Annotated in this window: 17 protein-coding genes; 6 read left to right on the top strand and 11 right to left on the bottom strand. The window is 71.4% G+C overall.

The genetic code is table 11. From position 1 onward, the window contains the following. Positions 1 to 120 precede the first annotated feature (120 nt). Positions 121 to 1269, bottom strand: a complete 1149-nt coding sequence (locus tag ACQP00_RS08250; RefSeq protein ID WP_433216681.1) for a LysR family transcriptional regulator — start codon at positions 1267 to 1269, stop codon at positions 121 to 123. A gap of 156 nt (positions 1270 to 1425) precedes the next feature. On the opposite strand from ACQP00_RS08250, the gene ACQP00_RS08245 reads away from it, so the two are divergent. Together ACQP00_RS08245 and ACQP00_RS08240 are read left to right on the top strand one after the other, a co-directional pair. Then, the gene (locus ACQP00_RS08245; protein WP_433216678.1) at positions 1426 to 1839 is read left to right on the top strand and encodes a RidA family protein; all 414 of its coding nucleotides are present in this window, start codon (positions 1426 to 1428) and stop codon (positions 1837 to 1839) included. Between the two features lie 58 nt (positions 1840 to 1897). Next, positions 1898 to 2581 (top strand): hypothetical protein, encoded by a 684-nt coding sequence (locus ACQP00_RS08240; protein ID WP_433216675.1) that lies wholly within the window; start codon positions 1898 to 1900, stop codon positions 2579 to 2581. On the opposite strand, the gene ACQP00_RS08235 is transcribed toward ACQP00_RS08240, so the two are convergent. Next, positions 2564 to 2962 carry a GNAT family N-acetyltransferase gene (locus tag ACQP00_RS08235; protein WP_433216672.1) on the bottom strand — a complete coding sequence of 133 codons (399 nt, stop codon included), beginning with the start codon at positions 2960 to 2962 and terminating at the stop codon, positions 2564 to 2566. The genes ACQP00_RS08240 and ACQP00_RS08235 overlap by 18 nt on opposite strands. Beyond that, positions 2959 to 4050: an acyltransferase family protein gene (locus ACQP00_RS08230; protein WP_433216669.1), complete on the bottom strand. Its 1092-nt coding sequence runs from the start codon at positions 4048 to 4050 to the stop codon at positions 2959 to 2961. The genes ACQP00_RS08235 and ACQP00_RS08230 overlap by 4 nt, the downstream gene beginning before the upstream one ends. Positions 4051 to 4106: 56 nt before the next feature. Here ACQP00_RS08230 and ACQP00_RS08225 point away from each other — a divergent pair, with 56 nt between their 5' ends. Further along, complete coding sequence (locus ACQP00_RS08225; protein WP_433216666.1) at positions 4107 to 5966, top strand: hypothetical protein; 1860 nt, start codon at positions 4107 to 4109, stop codon at positions 5964 to 5966. A gap of 9 nt (positions 5967 to 5975) precedes the next feature. Continuing rightward, positions 5976 to 6971 (top strand): ADP-ribosylglycohydrolase family protein, encoded by a 996-nt coding sequence (locus tag ACQP00_RS08220; RefSeq protein ID WP_433216663.1) that lies wholly within the window; start codon positions 5976 to 5978, stop codon positions 6969 to 6971. 55 nt (positions 6972 to 7026) lie between these two features. Here the strand turns inward: ACQP00_RS08220 and ACQP00_RS08215 are convergent, their stop codons facing one another. From ACQP00_RS08215 to ACQP00_RS08205, 3 genes are all read right to left on the bottom strand, one after another. After that, positions 7027 to 9864: a vitamin B12-dependent ribonucleotide reductase gene (locus tag ACQP00_RS08215; RefSeq protein WP_433216660.1), complete on the bottom strand. Its 2838-nt coding sequence runs from the start codon at positions 9862 to 9864 to the stop codon at positions 7027 to 7029. 157 nt (positions 9865 to 10021) lie between these two features. After that, entirely contained in the window at positions 10022 to 10528 is a 507-nt protein-coding gene (nrdR, locus tag ACQP00_RS08210; RefSeq protein ID WP_433216657.1) for a transcriptional regulator NrdR, read from the bottom strand. Positions 10529 to 11253: 725 nt separating this feature from the next. Next, positions 11254 to 11574 (bottom strand): LysM peptidoglycan-binding domain-containing protein, encoded by a 321-nt coding sequence (locus ACQP00_RS08205; protein ID WP_433216654.1) that lies wholly within the window; start codon positions 11572 to 11574, stop codon positions 11254 to 11256. Between the two features lie 754 nt (positions 11575 to 12328). Between ACQP00_RS08205 and lexA the strand changes: the two genes are divergently transcribed. After that, positions 12329 to 13009 carry a transcriptional repressor LexA gene (gene lexA, locus ACQP00_RS08200; protein ID WP_433223768.1) on the top strand — a complete coding sequence of 227 codons (681 nt, stop codon included), beginning with the start codon at positions 12329 to 12331 and terminating at the stop codon, positions 13007 to 13009. A gap of 76 nt (positions 13010 to 13085) precedes the next feature. Here the strand turns inward: lexA and ACQP00_RS08195 are convergent, their stop codons facing one another. Both ACQP00_RS08195 and hflX read right to left on the bottom strand, forming a co-directional pair. Then, entirely contained in the window at positions 13086 to 14720 is a 1635-nt protein-coding gene (locus tag ACQP00_RS08195; protein ID WP_433216651.1) for a hypothetical protein, read from the bottom strand. Between the two features lie 111 nt (positions 14721 to 14831). Next, positions 14832 to 16292, bottom strand: a complete 1461-nt coding sequence (gene hflX, locus ACQP00_RS08190; RefSeq protein WP_433216648.1) for a GTPase HflX — start codon at positions 16290 to 16292, stop codon at positions 14832 to 14834. A 94-nt stretch (positions 16293 to 16386) separates the two neighbouring features. Here hflX and ACQP00_RS08185 point away from each other — a divergent pair, with 94 nt between their 5' ends. Further along, positions 16387 to 17832 (top strand): NAD-dependent malic enzyme, encoded by a 1446-nt coding sequence (locus ACQP00_RS08185; protein WP_433216645.1) that lies wholly within the window; start codon positions 16387 to 16389, stop codon positions 17830 to 17832. On the opposite strand, the gene dapF is transcribed toward ACQP00_RS08185, so the two are convergent. Genes dapF through ACQP00_RS08170 form a run of 3 tightly spaced genes read right to left on the bottom strand, consistent with a single transcriptional unit; the run spans position 17829 to position 20252 of the window. Further along, positions 17829 to 18677 (bottom strand): diaminopimelate epimerase, encoded by an 849-nt coding sequence (dapF, locus tag ACQP00_RS08180; RefSeq protein WP_433216642.1) that lies wholly within the window; start codon positions 18675 to 18677, stop codon positions 17829 to 17831. The genes ACQP00_RS08185 and dapF overlap by 4 nt on opposite strands. Positions 18678 to 18681: 4 nt before the next feature. Beyond that, the gene (gene miaA / locus ACQP00_RS08175) at positions 18682 to 19590 is read right to left on the bottom strand and encodes a tRNA (adenosine(37)-N6)-dimethylallyltransferase MiaA (protein ID WP_433216639.1); all 909 of its coding nucleotides are present in this window, start codon (positions 19588 to 19590) and stop codon (positions 18682 to 18684) included. Further along, positions 19581 to 20252, bottom strand: coding sequence for a class III extradiol dioxygenase subunit B-like domain-containing protein (locus tag ACQP00_RS08170; RefSeq protein ID WP_433216636.1), 672 nt, complete (start codon positions 20250 to 20252; stop codon positions 19581 to 19583). Before ACQP00_RS08170 ends, miaA begins: the two co-directional genes overlap by 10 nt. Positions 20253 to 20302: the final 50 nt, after the last annotated feature.

Genomic DNA, 20302 nt, shown 5'->3' with positions numbered 1-20302 from the left:
AACGCCATCGTCACGTCGACCTGTCCGGCCCTCACCGGAACGCCATCGTCACGTCCACCTGTCCGGCCTCACCGGAACGCCGTCACCCCGCCCACCTGGGCGCCGCTCCTTGCAGCGTCGTCACCTCGCCTCGCCGAGCATGCCATCGCCGGGCGTCACTTCGCTGACCGCGGCCTCGCGGAGCGTTGCGAGGAAGGCCTCGACCGCCGCCGGCACCGTGCGCCCGGCGAGCGTCGCGGCCACGACCGTCCGATGGGGCACCTCCTCGGGGTCGAGCGGCAGCAGCACCACGCCCGCGGGCGCCGTACGCGCGGCGAGACCCGGCACCAGCGTCACCCCGAGGCCGGCCGCCACGAACCCGAACTTGGCCGTCCATTCCTGCACCACGAACTCGATCCGGGGCCGGAACCCCCGCCGCGCGCTGGCCGCCAGCAGCGTCTCCTCCGGCCGCGCCGAACCCGCGATCCACGCCTCGTCCGCCACCTCCGCAAGCCGCACCACCGGCCGGATTCGCTCCGGTCGTCTGGTTTGCGGTCCCGTCGGCGACATTTCCGACATTGGGACAATGTCGGGAAGAGTGAGCACTTCCGCGACCCGCTCAACCATTGGAACAAGGTCAGAGGCAGCGGGCGCTCCCGCGGCGCGCTCAGCCATTGGACCAAGGTCGGAAGCAGCGTTCACGCCCGCGACGCGCTCGGCCAGCGGATGTCCCGACGCGACCGCGAGCAACAGCGGTTCGTCCACCAAGTGGTGCAGCCGGAACCGATCGTCGGCGAACGGCCGGTCCGCGCTCGCGTTGACCAGCACCACGTCCGCATCGCCCACCAGCAGCGCCGCGAGCAGCCGTGCCGTCAGACCCTCGACCAGCGAGATCTCCACGCGCGGATGTGACGCGCGGAAGTGGGCCAGCGCCCGCGGTACCACTGCCGCATCCGCCGTGGCGAACGCTCCCACCCGCAGCCGTCCGATCAGCGCGTCCCGCACCGCCCGCACGTCCCGCCGTGCCGTGGCCAGGCGGTCCAGCACCGCCACCGCGTGCTCCAGCAGGCATTGCCCCTCCGCGGTCAGGGCCACCCCGCGCGGCAGGCGGTCGAAAAGCCGGGCGCCGAACTCGGCCTCCAGGGCGGCCATCTGGCGGGACACGGCCGACTGCGTGTACCGCAGCGTCGCCGCCGCGCCGGTGATCGAGCGCTGCCGCGCCACCTCGCGGAAGACCTCCAGCATTCCCGTCTGCACGACCATGACATTCGCACAGCGCATGCCGGCCATGCCAGACATTCGCTGGTGGCATGCGTCCGCGCGCCATAGCGTCGGGCGCATGATGATCCTCGACAGCCCCGCCGGTGTGACGCCGCCCGCCGGGCTCTATTCGCACGTCGCGCGGGTCGACGGTGGCATGCGTCCGCGCGCCATAGCGTCGGGCGCATGATGATCCTCGACAGCCCCGCCGGTGTGACGCCGCCCGCCGGGCCCTATTCGCACGTCGCGCGGGTCGACGTCGGCGGCGTCGCGCTGCTGTTGCTGGCCGGGCAGATCGCGGTCGACGAAGACGGCGAGATCGTCGGGGCGGGCGACATGGCGGCCCAGGCGCGGTACGTCTTCGAGGTCGTCCGCGGCATCCTCGCCGCGCACGGGGGCGGGTTCGAGCACGTCGCGCACATCCGCACGTTCGTCACCGATCTGGGGCTGCTGCCGGAGTACGGTGCCGTGCGGCGCGAGCTCTTCCCGGACCCGCCGCCGGCCAGCACGACCGTTGAGATCTCGAAGCTCTTCCGCGCGGGCGCGCTGCTCGAGGTGGAGATCACCGCGGCCGTGCCGACCTCCCGGGAAGGCAGCTGACCGAATCCTTACGTTGGGCGGCCGGGAACGCTTACCCACGGACCGCACGATGGCCGCCATGAGACGAACGCTCGCCATCGCCCTCGCCGCCGGTGTGCTCTTCGTGGGCGGCTGCGGCCGGGTGCACCAGCAGCAGGCCCCGAGCACGGCCGTGGACACCATGCTGACCCTGACCGCCGACGACCTTACCGACGACGACGCCCAGGCCGCGGACGACGAGATCACCACCGTCGCCATCGCCGAGACGGTCAAGGGCAAGGCGCCCGACCTCGACAAGGCCAAGCAGGCCGTGGCGGCGCGCATCGACAAGCGGCTCGAGGCGCTCAAGAAGGACGACGCCGTGATCGCGAAGGCCGGTCAGCTCACCGCGGCGCACAAGGACACGCTCACCAAGCTCGTGGCCGACCAGCGCAGCGGGCTCACCGCCCTCAAGACCAAGGTCCAGGGCGAGACGACGGCCGAGGCGATCAAGGCCGACGCGCAGAGCATGGTCGTCGACTACCGCGTCTTCATGCTCACCGGCCCGAAGGTACGCCTGACCGCCGCCATCGACACCGAGCTCGCGGTGGCCACGAAGCTCAAGGCCGACGCGGTCAAGCAGCACCTCGACGGCAAGACCGACGCGCTGCTGGCCCTCAAGCCCGGCAAGGACGGCGACGCCATCAAGGGCGCGGTCGCCCCGATCCGGCAGGCCGCCAAGACCGCGCACACCGACCTGAAGGCGCTACGCAAGACCAAGTGAGATCACCCCGGCCGGCGTCGGGGTGAAGCCGCACGACTCCAGGTAGAACTTCGCGAGGTGGGGTTCGAAGTCGACGTGGAGCCAGCGGCATCCGGTGGCCCGGGCCTCCTCGGCGGCCCGGGCCACCAGCCGTGTCGCGACGCCGCCGCGGCGGTACGCGTCGGCGACCATGGTGTCCAGGATGAACGCGTGCTCCCCGCCGTCCCACGCTACGTTCACGAAGCCGGCAAGGACGTCGCCGTCGTCGCGGGCCACCACCCACCCCAGGCTGTGCGCATTGACGCGCGTCCACCAGTCGACGGGCGCGACCGAGCCGAAGCACGAGTGATGCAGCGCGGAAAGCTCGGCCGAGGTGAATGGGGCGCGCCAGGCGAGGTTCATCGGGCCAAGGTTAGGTGCGCCGGAATCGTCCGGTGCTTGAGGGCCAGCGCCGGCCGCTCCACGAGATGCCACGACGCCGCCGCCGCGAGCAGGACGGCCGGGACGCACAGCGCGACGAACGGCAGCACGCCCCAGGCCGCGCCGCCGAAATGCGCCACGGTCTGCTGGATCGGGAATGCGTAAATGTAGATCCCGTACGAGTAGTCGTGCGTCCGGCCGACCGCGTGCAGGCGGGGCGGAATGGTGCACGCGGCGTACAGGAGAAGGTAGGCAAAGGCCGGGTAACCGAGCACGAAAAAGCCCCCGAAGCCGAGACTCGCCGCCATGACCAGGGCCGCGAAGATCGCCAACAACGGATGCAGTGGCACCCGGTGGGCAAACAACTGTGCGCTTGCGCCGAGCAGGAACAGGAAACCGAGATAGACGGCGAGCTGCAGATCGACATAGCCCCACAAAGGAAAAGGACCAAGGCCGCCACGGTACCGTGGTGTCGCCGGATCATGCACCGCATCGATCACGAGCACGGCGTAGGCCACGCCCGCGAGCACCGGCACCGCCCACGGCGCGCGACGTGGCAGCCCGGCCGCGATGAGCACGGTGAGGCCGCAGTAGCACAGCAGCTCGTACACGAGGCTCCACAGCGACCCGTTGGCCACGCTGGTCTGCACGAGCCGGCCGTACGGCGTGTCGAGGAACAGCGTGCCGATCCCCCACTGGTGGATCGCGCCGAAGACGTTGGCCCGCACGAACCCGAAGCCGCCCGCGTGCCCGGTCACGGCGGCGGCGAGCGCGGTTGCGGCCAGGCACACCCACAGGCCGGGGAAGATGCGCAGGAAGCGGTGCCAGGCGAAGCGCAGCGGCCCGGTCCGGCGCGCGGACGCGGCCACCAGGAACCCGGACAGCACGAAGAACCCGTCGACGGCCAGGGTGCCCAGGTCGACCTGGCCGCGGGTCAGGCTCTGCCCCGGGTTCGGCCGGCCCACACCGAGCGGCCACGAGTGCGCGACCAGCACCGACAGCGCCAGGACGAGCCGAATCAAGCCGAGCCCGTTGGCCTTCGAGTCATACCGATCGCGCAGGGTCGTCACGCAAGGACCAACGAACCGGACAGACACGAAGTTTCCCGATAAATCGTTACCTGTACGTGCCGGTCCCCTCCCCCTGGCGTGTTCAACTGCGCATCCTCGCCCTGGTCGCGGCCGCGTGGCTGCTGGTCACGGCCCTGTACGCGGCCCACTGCGCCCTCGTCGTCCCGCCCCTGCTGCTGCTCGCCACGGCGTCCCTCCTGCGCGGGGGCCGTGGGCTGCTCGACCGGGTGATGCTCGCCGCCGCGCTGCTGCTCGGGGCCACCTGCGTCGCCGGGCTCGGCTTCGCCTACTGGCCCTGGGGCCTGCACCCGGTCGCCGTGGCGGGCACGGCCGCCACCGTGCTGATCCTGCTGGCGGCGTGGTCGGGGCGGCGCCCGAGCCTCCCGCGGCCGCGCTGGTCCGACGCCGTCGCCCTCGCCGCGGCGGGCGTCGTCGGGCTGGTCGCGGCGTGGCCGGCCTGGCACACAAACCAACGAACAAAGCTGGCGATCATGCTCGACGGCGAGGACCTCGGCCGGCACGCGGCGGTCTTCGACGCGATCCGGCGCACCGGCGGCTACCTCTTCGCCGATCACGCCCGCGCCGAGCGCTACGTCTACGGCGGGATGATCGACTATCCGCAGGGCTCGCACCTGCTGGCCGGCCTGCTCGACGGGTTCGTCCGGTCCTCGGCGGACGATTTCGGCGTCGGTACCGCCATGCTGACCCACTATCTCTGGTTCACGATCGTGGGGTACACCTTCCTGGCCCTGGCTCTTGTCTGGTCGGCCCAGTGGATCGCCGCGGGCGCGCTGACCCCGGCCCGTTGCGTGCCCCTCGCCGCGCTGATCGCCGCCGTGTGCGCGGCCGGGGAGATGCTGGAGCTGCTGAGCTTCGGCTATCCGAGCCAGGTGCTGGGCCTGGCCGAGGCGGTGCTGCTGATGGCCCTGCTGGCCCGCCCGGTCGCGCGCACCCGGGACCAGCTGCTGCTCGTCGCCGCGCTGCTGGCCGCGGTCGGCTTCACGTACTACCTGTACCTCCCGCCGGTCGGCCTGGCCGCGCTGATCTGGCTGGGCACGCAGTGGCGGCGCGTCATCCGGCGCCCGGGCGCGCTCGCCCTCGCCGCGGCGTGCGGACTGGCCGCGGCCGCGCCGATGGCGTACGGGCTGCTGTACGCCGATCAGGCCGGCGCGCTGTTCGTCATCGGGTACCTCGTGCTGAGCCGCGACGCGCTCGCCGCCCTGGGCGCGCTGGTCGTCACCGGCCTGTTGTCGCGGCGCGGGCGGCACAGCCGGATCTGGCGGCGGTACGCGCTGGGCTTCGTCCCCGCCGCCGCGTTCGCCGGGGTGCTGCTGGTGGGGCAGCGGCTGTTCGGGGTCGGCAGCGGGTACTACGCGAACAAGGCGCTGTACCTCGTCTTCGCCCTGCTGCTCGTGGGCGCGGGCGCGCTGGCGCTGCACCTCCCGCCGCCGGCCGTGTCCCGCCGCCACCGCTCGCTGCCGGTCGCGGTGCCGGCCCTGGTCGCGATCGTCGCGCTCACCGGGGCGGGCCGGGGCGACACCCCGTACACCGGCGGCTTCTGGGGTCGTTCCTGGGTGCGGGGCCCGGACGCGGCGCGCCTCGCTCAGGCCGACCTCCTCCTGGTCGCGGCCGCGCGGCTGCCCGACGACGCGCCGGTCCTCGTGGTCGGCGACGACACGGGCTACGAGTCGTACCGCCTGACCCTCTTCCTCTCCGCCATCCAGCGCACCTCCGGGGCGACCGCGGGCGCCATCTACAACCACCTGCCCGTGACCAACCCGGACCGCCTCGATGCCTCGATCGCCACGATGCCGGGCCCGGTGCGGCTCCTCGCGCTCTCCGACGCGTCCGCGCGGCGGGCCGAGGCGGTCCGCGACCGCCACCCTGCGTCACGGGTCGAGGTGGTGCGGGTATAACTTTCGATCATGTCAGTGAAGGCCTCCCTGTTCGGCCTCGCATTCGGCGACGCCCTGGGCTACCCCACGGAATTCCGGACCTACGAGTCGATCACGGCGACGTTCGGCCCGCGCGGCCCTCGCGAGCTGCCGACCCCCGCGCTCGTGAGCGATGACACCCAGATGACACTGGCGGTGGGGGATGCTGTGGTGAGCGCGCTGGAGGAGCCGCCGCTGACCCCCGACCGGCTGGAGCCCCGCCTGCGCAACCGGTTCCTGGAATGGGCGCGCAGCGACGACAACAACCGCGCGCCCGGCAACACGTGCATGGCCGCCTGCGCCAACCTGGCCCAGGGCCTGCCGTGGTGGGAGGCGACCGTGGCCGGCTCCAAGGGCTGCGGCGCCAACATGCGCGTCGCCCCGATGGGCCTCGCCCCGGGGCTGAGCGAGGACGAGCGCGCGGGCGCGGCCCAGCTGCAGGCCGCCCTCACCCACGGCCACCCGACCGGCCTGGCCGCGTCCGAGCTGACCGCCCTCGCCGTCCGCTGGCTCCTCGACGGCCTGCCGGTGGCCGAGCTCCCGGCGGCGCTGCGGGCGCGGTGCGATTCGCAGCACACGGTGTACCGCGGCGACTGGCTCGGCGACCACCTCTGGCGCCAGCCCGCGATCGCCTCGCCGGAGGCTTTCATCGCCCGCGGCTGGGAGGAGTGCAAGGCCGCCCTCACGGGCCTCGAGGACCAGGTCCGCTACCTGGGCCCGGACGCCGACCCGTGCGCGGCCGGCGGCGCGGGCTGGATCGCCGAGGAGGCCCTCGCGACCGCGGTCTACTGCCTGCTGCTCTTCCCCGACTCCCCGGTGGACGTCATCGCCCGCGGCGCCGCCTCCTCGGGCGACTCGGACTCGATCGCCTGCATCGCCGGCTCCTTCGCCGGCGCGGCCTACCCCGACACCGCCTGGCCGGCGGAGTGGTACGAGCGGATCGAGTACAAGGACGACCTCAACCGCCTGTCGAACGCCTGGTCCTAGGGCACGCGAAACGGCCCGGCCGAGGTGGCCGGGCCGTTCCCTGTTGCGACGTGTGTCAGCTGCAGCCGCTGGTGGAGCCGCAGCCCTCGCAGACGTAGCAGCTGCCGGCCGGGCGCATCTTGGTGCCGCAGGTGAAGCACAGCGGCGCGTCGGCGGCCTTGCCCTGAACCAGTTCGAGCAGCTCGGTCGAGGAACCGATGCGGCGCGGGGCCTCGACCTCGGCCGGCTTGGCCTTGTCGGCCGCGGGCTTCTCGACCGGGGCCGAGTTGCGCATCTCGGTCAGGTCGACGTCGGACTCGCCGGCCTCCGCGCGCAGCTGGGCGGCGCGCTCGCCCGAGGTCAGGATGCCCAGCTCCGAGCGGGTGTCGAAGTCCAGGAAGTCCAGCGCCAGGCGGCGGAAGACGTAGTCGACGATCGAGGTGGCGAGGCGGATGTCCGGGTCGTCGGTCATGCCGGCCGGCTCGAAGCGCATATTCACGAACTTCGAGACGTACGTCTCCAGCGGCACCCCGTACTGCAGGCCGATCGAGATGGCCACCGAGAACGCGTCCATGACGCCGGCCAGGGTCGAGCCCTGCTTGGACATCTTGAGGAAGACCTCGCCGAGACCGTCGTCCGGGTAGGACGAGGCGGTGAGGTAGCCCTCCGCGCCCGCGACCGAGAACGACACCGTCGAGCTGGGCCGCTTCTTCGGCAGCCGCTTGCGCACCGGGCGGTACTCGATGACCTTCTCGGTCTTCACCACGACCTCGGCCGGCTTCTCCTCGACGGCGGTCTTGGAGGACGAGACCGCCGACAGCGGCTGGCCGACCTTGCAGTTGTCGCGGTAGATCGCCAGCGCCTTGAGGCCGAGCTTCCAGCCCTGGTAGTAGATCTCCTCGACGTCCTCGACGGTCGCCGACTCCGGCATGTTGACCGTCTTGGAGATGGCGCCGGAGATGAACGGCTGGATGGCCGCCATCATGCGGACGTGGCCCATCGGCGCGATGGTCCGCTCGCCCATGGCGCAGTCGAAGATGCTGTAGTGCTCGAGCTTGAGCCCGGGCGCGTCGACCACGTGGCCGTGCGCCGAGATGTGCTCGACGATCGCCTCGACCTGCTCCTCCTGGTACCCCAGGGTGCGCAGCGCCCGCGGCACGGTCTGGTTGACGATCTGCATCGAACCGCCGCCGACGAGCTTCTTGAACTTGACCAGGGCCAGGTCGGGCTCGACGCCGGTGGTGTCGCAGTCCATCATCAGGCCGATGGTGCCGGTCGGGGCGAGCACGCTGGCCTGGGAGTTGCGCCAGCCGTTCTTCGCGCCGATCTCGTTGCCCAGCGCCCACTGCGCCGTGGCCGCGGCCTTGATCGCGGCGTCGACGGCACCGACAGTACCGATGACGGCGTTTGCTTCTTGGTGCTTGTGCATGACGCGGGCGTGCGCGCTGGCGTTGCGGGCGTAGCCGTCGTAGGCACCCACGACGCCGGCCAGCTCGGCCGAGCGGCGGTAGGCGGTGCCGGTCATCAGGCTGCTGATCGACGCGGCGACGGCCCGGCCGCCCTCCGAGTCGTACGCGAGGCCGCTGGCCATGAGCAGCGCGCCCAGGTTGGCGTAGCCGATGCCGAGCTGACGGTACGCGCGGCTGGTCTCACCGATCTTCTCGGTCGGGAAGTCGGCGAAGGAGATCGAGATGTCCATCGCGGTGATGACCAGCTCGACCGACTTCACGAACTTCTCGACGGCGAAGGTGCCGTCGGCGTTGAGGTACTTGAGCAGGTTCAGCGAGGCCAGGTTGCAGCTGGAGTTGTCCAGGTGCATGTACTCGCTGCACGGGTTCGACGCGGTGATCCGCCCGGTCTCGGGGCAGGTGTGCCAGTCGTTGATCGTGTCGTCGTACTGGATGCCGGGGTCGGCGCACTCCCACGCGGCCTGGGCGAGCTTGCGGAACAGCTCCTTGCCCTTGACCGAGGTGATGACGCTGTTGTCCAGCCGCGAACGCAGGCCGAACTCGGTGTCGTCCTCGACCGAGCGCATGAACTCGGCGTTCACGCGCACCGAGTTGTTGGCGTTCTGGTACTGGACGCTGACGATGTCCTTGCCGCCCAGGTCCATGTCGAAGCCGGCGTCGCGCAGGGCCCGGATCTTGTCCTCTTCGCGGGCCTTGGTCTCGATGAACTCCTCCACGTCGGGGTGATCGACATCGAGGATGACCATCTTGGCCGCGCGCCGGGTGGCGCCACCGCTCTTGATCGTCCCGGCCGACGCGTCCGCGCCGCGCATGAACGACACCGGGCCGCTGGCCGTGCCACCGCTGGTGAGCAGCTCCTTGGACGAGCGGATCCGGGACAGGTTGACGCCGGAGCCGGAGCCGCCCTTGAAGATCAGCCCCTCCTCCTTGTACCAGTCGAGGATCGAGTCCATCGAGTCGTCCACGGCGAGGATGAAGCAGGCGCTGACCTGCTGCGGCGACGGCGTACCGACGTTGAACCACACCGGCGAGTTGAAGCTGAACACCTGGTGCAGCAGCATCCAGGTCAGCTCGTGGCCGAAGACCTCGGCGTCGGCCTCGGTCGCGAAGTACCCGTACTGCAGGCCCGCCTTGGTGTAGGTGGACACGACGCGGTCGATCAGCTGGCGCAGCGACTGCTCACGCTGCGGCGTGCCGACGGCCCCGCGGAAGTACTTGGTGGTGACGATGTTGGCCGCGTTGACGCTCCACGTCGTCGGGAACTCGACCCCCCGCTGCTCGAAGTTGATCGAGCCGTCCCGCCAGTTCGTCATCACGACGTCGCGACGCTCCCACGTCACCTCGTCGTACGGGTGTACACCCTCGGTCGTCCAGACGCGCTCGACCCGCAGCCCCTCCCGCGTGTCCTTGCGCGCCGACGCCTTCGTCTTCGTCTCCCCCGCCATCCGCGGCCCCCTCAGTCAGCGTTTTGTCAGTTCGTTCTGTGTCTGGTTTCGCTGGTACCGCATGTGCGTACCGCTCCACCGCAAGCTTTTTGGTGCGGTTTGTCCGCTTCCTCGTGCTGGTCCCTCGCGGACCGTCCCGTGCTGTTCGTCCCGGCCGTCAGCCCACGCGCGCGGTCGGCACGGCCGAGCCGTCTCCCGGCTCGTCCCTGACCGGCGCCTCCGCCCCGGCCCGCAGCGCCGCGATCTCGCGCTCGAAATCTCCGAGCGAGTCGAACGACCGGTACACGCTGGCGAAACGCAGGTAGGCCACTTCGTCAAGCTCCCGCAGCGGCGCGAGAATGGCCAGCCCCACCTCGTGGCTGGGCAGCTCGGCCGCCCCTCGCGCGCGGACGGTCTCCTCGACCTTCTGCGCGAGCAGCGCGATCGAGTCCTCGTCGACCGGCCGCCCCTGGCACGCCTTGCGCACCCCGGCGATGATCTTCGTCCGGCTGAACGGCTCGGTCACGCCGCTGCGCTTGACCACCGCGAGCACCGCCTCCTCGACGGTGGTGAACCGACGCCCGCACTCCGGGCAGGACCGGCGCCGCCGGATGATCTGCCCATCCTCGGCCTCCCGCGAGTCCACCACCCGCGAGTCGGCGTGCCGGCAGTACGGGCACCGCATGTCGATGGACCTCTCTCAACGATACTCCGGACGAACCGGACAAAGGGCGCGCAAAACCAGACGAGCGCCCTCGTGAGGCCTACCCGTCGGTCAACTACGGTCTGTGAACAGTGACTGCCGATTCCACAACCTGTGGACGACTTACAGCCCTGTAACTACTACATCTAGGGGTAGACGCTATGCCGATGCCTACGCCGACGCAAGTCAAACGAGGATCCCGACTCTTTTGTGTCGCGGCTCTCGTTGCCACCTGGACTTTTGCGATAAGTCGGGCACTACGTGCCACGACTTATCGGATTTATACTCCGACGGGCGAAATATCCGGTACGTGGGGGTTCGAAGGTCTCGTTCATGCACGTTCTCCTTGCACGGCTTTTTCGGCATGCCTTGTGGTCACGCCACGCTCGTTGCAGGCGCCTCTCCGGTCACACGGCGCAGTGTCGCGCCTCGCTTGATCAGCGACCCCCGCATTGCTTCACGGCCGGTTCCTGCTTCGGCTGCCGCCCGCTTCCTTGAGCCACCCGCTTCCATGGCCGGCGCTGTTCACGAGGCCCGTCCGCTCCTGCTGTCCCGCGTGCTTCCGAGCGCCTCGTCTACTGCCGCTTGACCGCCCCGCCTGCTGCCTAAGCGCCTCGCCATCTCCCGTCGTCCCGCCGCGGTCGGGTGGCTTTCCAGCTGCCGACTCGATGCGGCGGCGCGCGATCAGCGGGAGTTTCCCAACTCGATCAGCGTCGGCGCGGCAGGACGAGTCGCTGTCCCGCGTCGATGTCATAACCGGTCAGGTTGTTCAGCCGCCGAATCTCCTCCACCGTGGCGTCGCGCCCCTCGCGCCCCTTGTTGCGGGTTGCGATGTCCCACAGCGTGTCCCCCGGCTGCACAATCACCGTCGGCGCCGGCCCCGGCGGGTCGGCCGCCTGTCCGGGAGCTGACACAAGCGCCGCGAGCCCCGCGACCACCGCCACGAGGAAGCCGAGCACCACGATCCGCCCCCGCCGCGTCAGGCGGATCGGCCCCGGTTCGTGCCCGTTTCCGGCTCGCCGTCCCATGTCGGCCCCCTTTTGCGTACACCCGTTCGATAGAACAGTCGTACGATGGTCTACCAGAGCGGGAAGACCCATGTCGAGCCAACTCGCCGAAATTTCGGCGCGCCACGTAGTACAGATGTTTGAAACTGTCGTACCTCGGCGATACGGTGATCCACACACGATCAGCTTTTGATCGGGATTACCGGACCTATGTGACATCCGGGCGCCCGCCCCCGCGGGAACCCGGCAACGGACTTCCGTGTCGCGCGGAAGCCCCGGCGAACGGTCAAGCCATGGCCGCCGCCACCCCTCGCACCAACCCGGGCGCCGCAGCCAACGGAGTCCAGGTGGCCAGCCGCATCCCACGGCCGGCCGCCAGCTCGACGCACCACCGGGCGCCGCGACAGCGGAGCCCGAGGCGACCGGCCGCATCCCACGGCCGGCTGCCAACCACCGCGAAAAACGGTTCTCGCACGCGCGCGAGAGCCGAGCAACACACGGCGCCTCGCGATTGCGTGGAGCCATCGATGCGACGACCGGAGCCCGCACCCGCGCGGGAGCCGGGAGACGGGCCACCCCACGGTCCGTCAGCAGCCGCGGCAAACGCCCCGCGACTGCCAACACGAGGGAGGACGACGTGTCAGCCGACGACCGCACCGACGCACCCGCGAGCGAGCCGGACGAACTCATCGACGGCCCCGGCGCCGAGGTCACCGCCATCGGCGGCCGCGCGAGCGCCAAGCGCGCCACCCGCCGCCGCGGCGGGGAGCCGGAGATGCGCGCGGTCACCGCCGTGGTCAGCGCCTTCCCCGACCTGTTCGCGGCCGACCTGACCGTCCGCCAGCGCCGCATCCTGGAGTTCATCCGCGCCGCGGTCGAGCGCAACGGCTACCCGCCGTCGGTGCGCGAGATCGGCGAGGCGGTGGGCCTGGTCTCTCCGTCGAGCGTGGCGTACCAGCTCAAGGAGCTCGAGCGGAAGGGCTACCTCCGCCGCGACCCCAACCGTCCGCGCGCCGTCGACGTGCGCCCGCCCAGCGAGCTCGTCACGGTCGACGAGGAGGCGGCCCGGGCCGCGCGTCCGGCCCCCGCGTACGTGCCGGTGCTGGGCCGCATCGCCGCCGGTGGTCCGATCCTGGCCGAGCAGGCCGTCGAGGACGTCTTCCCGCTCCCCCGCGAACTGGTCGGCGAGGGCACCCTCTTCATGCTCCAGGTCAAGGGTGACTCGATGCTCGACGCCGCGATCTGCGACGGTGACTGGGTCGTCGTACGCCAGCAGCCCAACGCCAACAACGGCGACATCGTGGCCGCCATGCTCGACGGCGAGGCCACCGTGAAGACGTACCGCAACCGCGACGGCCACGTGTGGCTCATGCCGCAGAACGCCGCCTTCGACCCCATCCAGGGCGACCACGCCACGATCCTGGGCCGCGTCGTCACCGTCGTCCGCCGCATCTGACCCCACAGGCCCGATCGCAGGAGAAACCGCCGCCGCCCGCACCCCTCAGAGTCGGGCGGCGGCGTCACGCGATCCGTCAGCGATGCGGGGCGAAGCCGCGGTCGCCATAGCCACCCCGGCCCTCGCGCGGAGGCGGGCCCTGCGCGAAGCCCTGCTGATCGCCGTAGCCACCCTGCCCGCCGCCGTACATGCCGCCTGAGCCACCCCCAGGACCGCCGCCGCCGTAGACATTGCCGCCGCCGCCCTGACCGCCTCCGCCCGGCCCGCGACCACCGCCGCCACCGCCAGAGCCACCGCCGCCATAGACGCCGCCACCGCCGCCACGGCCACCGCCACCCTGACCGCCTCCGCCGCCAGGACCGCCGCCGTAGACATTGCCGCCGGGGCCGCCGTCACGCCCGCCGCCAGGGCCGCCACCGCCAGGACCGCCGCCATAGACGTTGCCCCCAGGTCCGCCGTCGCGGCCGCCGTAGACGCCGCCGCCAGGACCACCAGGACCACCAGGGCCGCCGCGGCCGTAGACGCCGGGAGCGCTGCCCACCCCGGCGGGAGCGAAGTCGTCGTCCGGCCCGTCGCCGCGCACGTTGCCCGTGTTCTGCCCCGCCGCGCGCCGGGCCGCCCGGGAGCGCCGGATGCCCACCACCCCCGCGATGACAAGGGCGAGACCGAGGATGCCGATCGCCGCCACCGCGTACGTGATGTCCTCGAGCGTCAGCGCCTGCAGGAACGACTGGTCCTTGGCCTTCGGCGTCGGCACGTTCGCCCCGCCGCCGCCCAGCGAGGCCGAGATGTCGGTCGGCGCGTACTTCAGCAGCGGCGCCTTCTTCGAGGATTCCACGTCCGAGGCGGTCACGTAGTTCTTGCCGTCGGGCGTGTAGGTGATCGCCTCGCCCTGCAGTTCGTTCGGCAGCGGGGTGATGCGTGGCTTGCCGGTGGTGAGCGCCTTGACCACGTCGCCGCCGGCCACGTCGAACTCGTAGGCGTCCGACATGGTGCGCACGACGACCTTGGAGCCGTCCGGCGAGGAGGCCGCGCCCGTCACGAGCTTCCAGCCCAGCAGGGCGAGCGGGTTGGACGTCTTGGTGTCGACCAGCGCCTTGAAGTCGCCGGCCTTGCGCAGCTTCACGCCGTCCTTGGTGTTCGGCACGAGCGGGCCCTCGGGCACGTAGATCTCGTTCGGGGCGGCCTTGGTGATGATGACCGGCAACCCGTCGCCGCCCAGCAGCATGGCCTCGGCGTCGTGCTTCTTGCCGTCGGGGTACACGAGCCGGTTGATCACCGGCGTCGTCGCGCCCGCGGTGAGGGTCCAGACCGCCACGGTCGGGCGCGGGTTCTTCGAGCCGCCGGAGGACTCGTCGTTGTCGCCGATGTCCGCCACGAACAGCGTGCCGTTCTTGTCGAGCGCGGCGTCCTCGGGATCGAGTGCGCGGCCCGGGTCGTACTTGATGGTCTTCGTCAGCTTGCAGGCGTCGTCCAGGACGTAGATCTTGGCGCGCGCCGGTTCGAGCTGGCTGTCCTGGATGGCGTAGTACCCGCCGTCCGGCTTGGCCACCAGGCCCGAGATCTCGTTGACGTCCTTCGAGCTGGGGGTGCAGACCGTGGCGCCCGCCCCGGCCGCCGCCGTTGGCGAGGGTGCGGCCGTGGCCGGTGCTGAGACTCCGGCCGACAGACACAACACCGCAGCCGAACTGAGCACCACCCGTCGTCGCATCCCGCAAGTCTGGCAGAGCCGGACCGGCTTTGGGGTTGCCCGGTCCGGCTGTCACTCCAGGTAACGGCTAGGCCCAACAGAGCGTAACCATAAGCGAATTATCCAAAAAGATCAGGACGAAACGGCGTACGGCGCCAGCTCCGCCGCGAGACCCTCGGTGACCCGCGCCCGCAGCCGCGTGCCCTCGGCCAGGTGGGAGGTCTCCAGCACCTCGCCGACCGAGTGCACCCGGGCCACCAGGTCGCCCCGCTCGTACGGCACGACGGCGGTCAGCTCGATCGCCGGCCACGGCAGCCCCTGCTCGATCGCGGCCCGGACATCGTCGATGCCCATGCCGGTGCGGGCGGAAGCGAACACGGCCGTCGGCCACAGGCCCTTCAGCCGCAGCTGGGTCTCCTCGTCGGCGGCGTCGATCTTGTTGATCACCAGCAGCTCGGGGACCGCGTCCGCGCCCACCTCGGCCAGCACCTCGCGCACCGCGCGGACCTGCGCCTCGGGGTCGGGGTGGGATCCGTCGACCACGTGCAGTACAAGATCGGCTTCGGCAACTTCTTCAAGCGTGGATCGGAACGCCTCGACCAGTTGGTGGGGCAGGTGGCGGACGAACCCGACCGTGTCCGACAGCGTGTAGATCCGCCCGTCGGCCGCCCGGGCCCGGCGGGTGGTCGTGTCCAGGGTGGCGAACAGCGCGTCCTCGACCAGCACACCCGCCCCGGTCAGGCGGTTGAGCAGGCTGGACTTGCCGGCGTTGGTGTAGCCGGCGATCGCCACGGCCGGCACCCGGTTGCGCCGCCGCGTCGCCCGCTTGGTGTCGCGGATCGTCGCCATCGCCGCGATCTCGCGCTTGAGCCGCGAGATGCGGGTGCGGATGCGCCGCCGGTCGATCTCCAGCTTGGTCTCACCGGGACCGCGCAGGCCCACGCCGCCGTTGCCGCTGGCCGAGCCACCGGCCTGCCGGCTGAGCGCCTCACCCCAACCGCGCAGCCGCGGCAGGAAGTACTGCAGCTGCGCCAGCTCGACCTGGGCCTTGCCCTCCTTGCTCTTGGCGTGCTGGGCGAAGATGTCCAGGATCAGCGCCGTACGGTCGATGACCTTGACGTTGACCCGCGACTCCAGCTGCCGCAGCTGCGACGGGGACAGCTCGCCGTCGCAGATCACGGTGTCGGCGCCGGTGCTGACGACGACGGCCCGCACCTCGTCGACCTTGCCGCGGCCGATGAACGTGGCCGAGTCGGGCCGGCTGCGCCGCTGGATGAGGCCCTCGAGCACCTCGGAGCCGGCCGTCTCGGCGAGCGCGGCCAGCTCGGTCAGGGAGTTCTCGGCGTCGGTGACGGTGCCCTCGGTCCAGACCCCGACCAGCACGACGCGCTCGAGGCGCAGCTGGCGGTACTCGACCTCGGTGACGTCGGCGAGTTCGGTGGACAGTCCGGCGACCCGCCGCAGGGCGTGCCGCTCCTCGAGTTCGAGATCGCCGTCGTCAACGAAGTCCTCGAACTCCTCGGCGTCCGCGTCGTAGGCGTCGGCGGAAAAGCTCGTTCGTGCGCGCAATGCAATCTCCTCGGTAAACGGCACTCAACCCATCAATCCTGACACTGATCAGGGTGAGACGGCACGCCATATACACACCCGGTCGTGACCGGGGGACGCGCGGGGTGAGAATGGGCCGGTGACACCAGCCACACACAGACTGCCCAGCGCCGGGTTCAGTATCACCATCCGTGTCTCCGTCATCGCCGACGCCTCCGCCATCGGCCGCCTGACCACCTCGGTCGGCGGGTCCGGGGGCATCGTCACCGCCGTGGACGTCGTCGACTCCGACAACCAGAACGTCGTGGTCGACCTCACCTGCGACACCGCCGACTCCTCCCACGCCGAGCAGGTCGTGGCCGATCTGGAGAAGCTCGACGGCGTCGACGTGCGCAAGGTCTCCGACCGCACCTTCCTGCTGCACCTCGGCGGCAAGATCGAGGTCGCGCCCAAGGTCGCCCTGCGCAACCGGGACGAGCTCTCCCGGGCGTACACGCCGGGCGTGGCCCGCGTGTGCCTGGCCATCGCCGAGAATCCCGAGGACGCCCGCCGCCTCACGATCAAGCGCAACACGGTCGCCGTGGTAACCGACGGCTCGGCCGTGCTGGGCCTGGGCAACATCGGGCCGTACGCCGCGATGCCCGTCATGGAGGGCAAGGCCGCGCTGTTCAAGCGCTTCGGCGGGGTCGACGCCTGGCCGGTCGTGCTCGACACCCAGGACACCGACGAGATCATCAAGATCGTGAAGGCGATCGCACCGGCCTACGGCGGGATCAACCTCGAGGACATCGCCGCGCCGCGCTGCTTCGAGATCGAGGAGCGGCTGCGCGAGCAGCTGGACATCCCGGTGTTCCACGACGACCAGCACGGCACGGCCATCTGCGTCCTGGCCGCGCTCACCAACGCCCTGCGCGTGGTCGGCAAGTCGATCGGCCAGGTGAAGGTCGTGGTCAGCGGTTCGGGCGCGGCCGGCACCGCGATCATGAAGCTCCTGCTCCGCCAGGGCGTCGGCGACGTCATCGCCACCGACCGGCCCGGCGCGCTGCACCGCGGCATGACCGGCCTGTCCCCCGCCTGGCAGTGGCTGGTGAACAACACGAACAAGGAGAACTACGCCGGCGACCTGCGCGGGGCGATCCGCGGCGCCGACGTGTTCATCGGGGTCAGCGCGCCGAACCTGCTCACCGGCGACGACATCGCCACGATGGCCAAGGACTCGATCGTCTTCGCGCTGGCCAACCCCGACCCGGAGGTCGACCCGCGGGAGGCCCGCGAGCACGCCGCGATCGTCGCCACCGGCCGCTCCGACCAGCCGAACCAGATCAACAACGTGCTCGCGTTTCCCGGCGTGTTCCGGGGCATGCTCGACGCGCAGGCCCGCGAGTTCACCGACGCGATGGCCCTGGCCGCCGCGCGGGCGATCGCGGACACGGTCGGCGAGGACAAGCTCAACCCGACGGTGATCGTGCCGAGCGTGTTCGACGCGCGCGTCTCACCCGCGGTGGCCGCCGCCGTGCGCGCCGCGGCGAAGGGCCCGCAGCTCGACTCGATGCCCGACGGCGAAGCCTCGGAGAACCAGAACTAGGAGAAGACCAGCTGCCGGACGGCCTGCGCGTCGACGTCGCCGTGCGCGACGATGACCGCAGGCCCCCGCAGCAGGCACTCGGTCGGCGACACGGTCACCGTGAGCCGCCCGCCGAGCACGTCGACCACGACGGTCCCGTTCTCCAGCCCGGCGTGGTGCACCGCGACGGCCGCGACCGCGCAGGCGCCGGAGCCGCAGGACTGCGTCTCGCCGGAGCCGCGCTCGTAGACCCGCATCCGCCGGTAGAGGTCGGCGCCGTCCGGGGCCGGTCCCACCGCGGCGAACTCGACGTTCACCCCGGCCGGGAAGATCAGCGGGTCGATGCCGGGCGCCTGCGACAGATCAAGCTCCCCCAAAAAGGCAGTCTCGACAGCACACACGAGATGCGGGTTGCCCACATCCACGGCTGTACCGGTAAAGTCGCGGCCGGCAACCTGCGCGTCGCTCTGGACATACACCCGCGGCACCGGCATCCCGGCCGTGATCTCCTCGCCCATGGTCACCGGCACCACACCGGCCCGCGTGACGAGGTCGAACGTGCCCTCGGGGTCGACCAGCCCGGCCTCGGCCAGGTAGCGCGCGTACACGCGGACCCCGTTGCCGCACATCTCCGACTGCGACCCGTCCGCGTTCCAGTAGTCCATGAACCACTCGGCCCCCGCCGCCGAGGCCTCCGCGTCCGGGTGGGCGGCGCTGCGCACGACCCGCAGCACGCCGTCGGCCCCGATGCCGCGGCGCCGGTCGCACAGGGCGGCGACGAAGGCCGGGGTCAGAGGCAGGGTGCCGTCGGGGTCGGGCAGGATGACGAAGTCGTTGCCCGTGCCGTGGCCTTTCGCGAAGCGCATGGCGTCAATCTTGCCGCACGACTCCCAGGGCCGCCGCAGTGATGTCCGCCGCCGCCCCGTCGAGCCAGACGATCCGCTCGTCGCGGCGGAACCAGGAGCGCTGCCGCCGCACGAAACGCCGGGTGGCGCGGGCGGTCTCCGCGCGGGCCTCGCCGGCGTCGCAGAGCCCGTCGAGCAGGTTCATGATCTGTCGGTACCCCAACGCCCCCGCCGCCGTCCGCCCCTCCCGCAGCCCGCGGCCGAGCAGCCCGCGCACCTCGTCGACGAAGCCGTTCGCCCACATCTGCTCGACCCGCGCGTCGATCCGCGCGTCGAGCACCGCCGTGTCGACGTCCACGCCGAGCTGCAGCGCGTCGTACACGGGGCGCGGCTGCGGCAGTTGCGCGGTGAAGGCGGTACCGGTGAGGGCGTTGACCTCCAGCGCCCGCACGATGCGCCGCCCGTTGCTGGGCAGGATGCGCTCGGCCGCGACCGGGTCGGCCGCCAGCAGCCGGGCGTAGAGCGGGGCCGGCCCGGCCTCCTCCAGCTCCCGCTCCAGCTCGGCCCGCAGCTCCGGGTCGGTGCCGGGGAACTCGAAGTCCTCCAGGACGGCGCGGATGTACAGGCCCGAGCCGCCGACCAGCAGCGGGACGCGTCCGCGGGCGGCGATGTCGTCAATCGCGGCGCGGGCCAGGCGCTGATAGACCGCGACGCTGGCCGGCTCCGTGACGTCCCAGATGTCCAGCACGTGGTGCGGCACGCCGGCCCGCTCGGCCGCGGTGAGCTTGGCGGTGCCGATGTCCATGCCGCGGTACAGCTGCATGGAGTCGGCGTTGACGACCTCCCCGCCCAGCTCGTCCGCGAGGCGCAGGCTCAGCGCCGACTTGCCCGCGGCCGTCGGGCCGACGATCGCGATGACGCCGGTCATGCCCATGTGGCCACGAAGTACGCGACGCCGTACGGAGCGGAGTCGTACAACAACTCCCCGCGCATGTCGCCGTCCTTGGCCCCGGCCAGCACCTGCCACGGCGCGCGCCCGGCGGCGAGCAGCTCGGCCGCCTCCACCGGGTCGATCGCCGCCAGCGCGCCGTCGTCGGCCCGGGCCAGGGCGCCCGCCACGGCGGCGTCGAAGGCCTCCGCGCGGGGGTCGAAGAAGCCAGGCGCCTTGTCGGTACGGCATGCAGACCCGTCGCCCAGCACCAGCAGCCCGACCCGCTCGGCCTCGCCGGCGAGCTTCCGGCCGAGGCGCGCGCACTCGGCCGGGTCGGCGTCGGCGGCCACGCTCTGGAAGTTTCGGGCCGCTGGTATCAACCAGGCTCCGATGAGCAGACTCAAGGGCAACTGGGCGGCACCTGGGTCGCCGACCGTCAGATCAATGCCCCACGGCGACAGGGTCCCCCCGAACGGGGCGTCACGGCGTACCGTCGTGGTATCGGAACCGAGGACGATGAGCGAGTCGACCGAGGCATTCGCCAGGTGCGCCACCGCGGCGCGACAGGCCGCCCGCAGGTCGTCGAGCTCGGACGCCGCCCCGGCGGCCAGCTCCGGCACGAGCAGTGGCGGATGTGGGCAGACCGCGGCGGCGACGAGTGACACGACCTAACGTTATCGGGGACGGTCGCTATGGGACGCTGCGGCCTGTGAAT

The organism is Dactylosporangium sp. CS-047395 (assembly GCF_050942185.1).
Lineage (GTDB): Bacteria > Actinomycetota > Actinomycetes > Mycobacteriales > Micromonosporaceae > Dactylosporangium.
The sequence above is the reverse complement of the archived record's forward strand: the minus strand, read 5'-3'. Positions and strand labels throughout refer to the sequence as shown.

Bases quoted from the DNA above. Each gene is read 5' to 3' on its own strand.
- ACQP00_RS08240 (WP_433216675.1), top strand. From the start codon at position 1,898: ATGAGACGAACGCTCGCCATCGCCCTCGCCGCCGGTGTGCTCTTCGTG.
- ACQP00_RS08245 (WP_433216678.1), top strand. From the start codon at position 1,426: ATGATGATCCTCGACAGCCCCGCCGGTGTGACGCCGCCCGCCGGGCCC.
- lexA (WP_433223768.1), top strand. From the start codon at position 12,329: ATGCGCGCGGTCACCGCCGTGGTCAGCGCCTTCCCCGACCTGTTCGCG.
- ACQP00_RS08205 (WP_433216654.1), bottom strand. From the start codon at position 11,574: ATGGGACGGCGAGCCGGAAACGGGCACGAACCGGGGCCGATCCGCCTG.
- nrdR (WP_433216657.1), bottom strand. From the start codon at position 10,528: ATGCGGTGCCCGTACTGCCGGCACGCCGACTCGCGGGTGGTGGACTCG.
- miaA (WP_433216639.1), bottom strand. From the start codon at position 19,590: ATGGGCATGACCGGCGTCATCGCGATCGTCGGCCCGACGGCCGCGGGC.
- dapF (WP_433216642.1), bottom strand. From the start codon at position 18,677: ATGCGCTTCGCGAAAGGCCACGGCACGGGCAACGACTTCGTCATCCTG.
- ACQP00_RS08250 (WP_433216681.1), bottom strand. From the start codon at position 1,269: ATGGCCGGCATGCGCTGTGCGAATGTCATGGTCGTGCAGACGGGAATG.
- ACQP00_RS08220 (WP_433216663.1), top strand. From the start codon at position 5,976: ATGTCAGTGAAGGCCTCCCTGTTCGGCCTCGCATTCGGCGACGCCCTG.
- ACQP00_RS08215 (WP_433216660.1), bottom strand. From the start codon at position 9,864: ATGGCGGGGGAGACGAAGACGAAGGCGTCGGCGCGCAAGGACACGCGG.
- ACQP00_RS08235 (WP_433216672.1), bottom strand. From the start codon at position 2,962: ATGAACCTCGCCTGGCGCGCCCCATTCACCTCGGCCGAGCTTTCCGCG.
- ACQP00_RS08195 (WP_433216651.1), bottom strand. From the start codon at position 14,720: ATGCGACGACGGGTGGTGCTCAGTTCGGCTGCGGTGTTGTGTCTGTCG.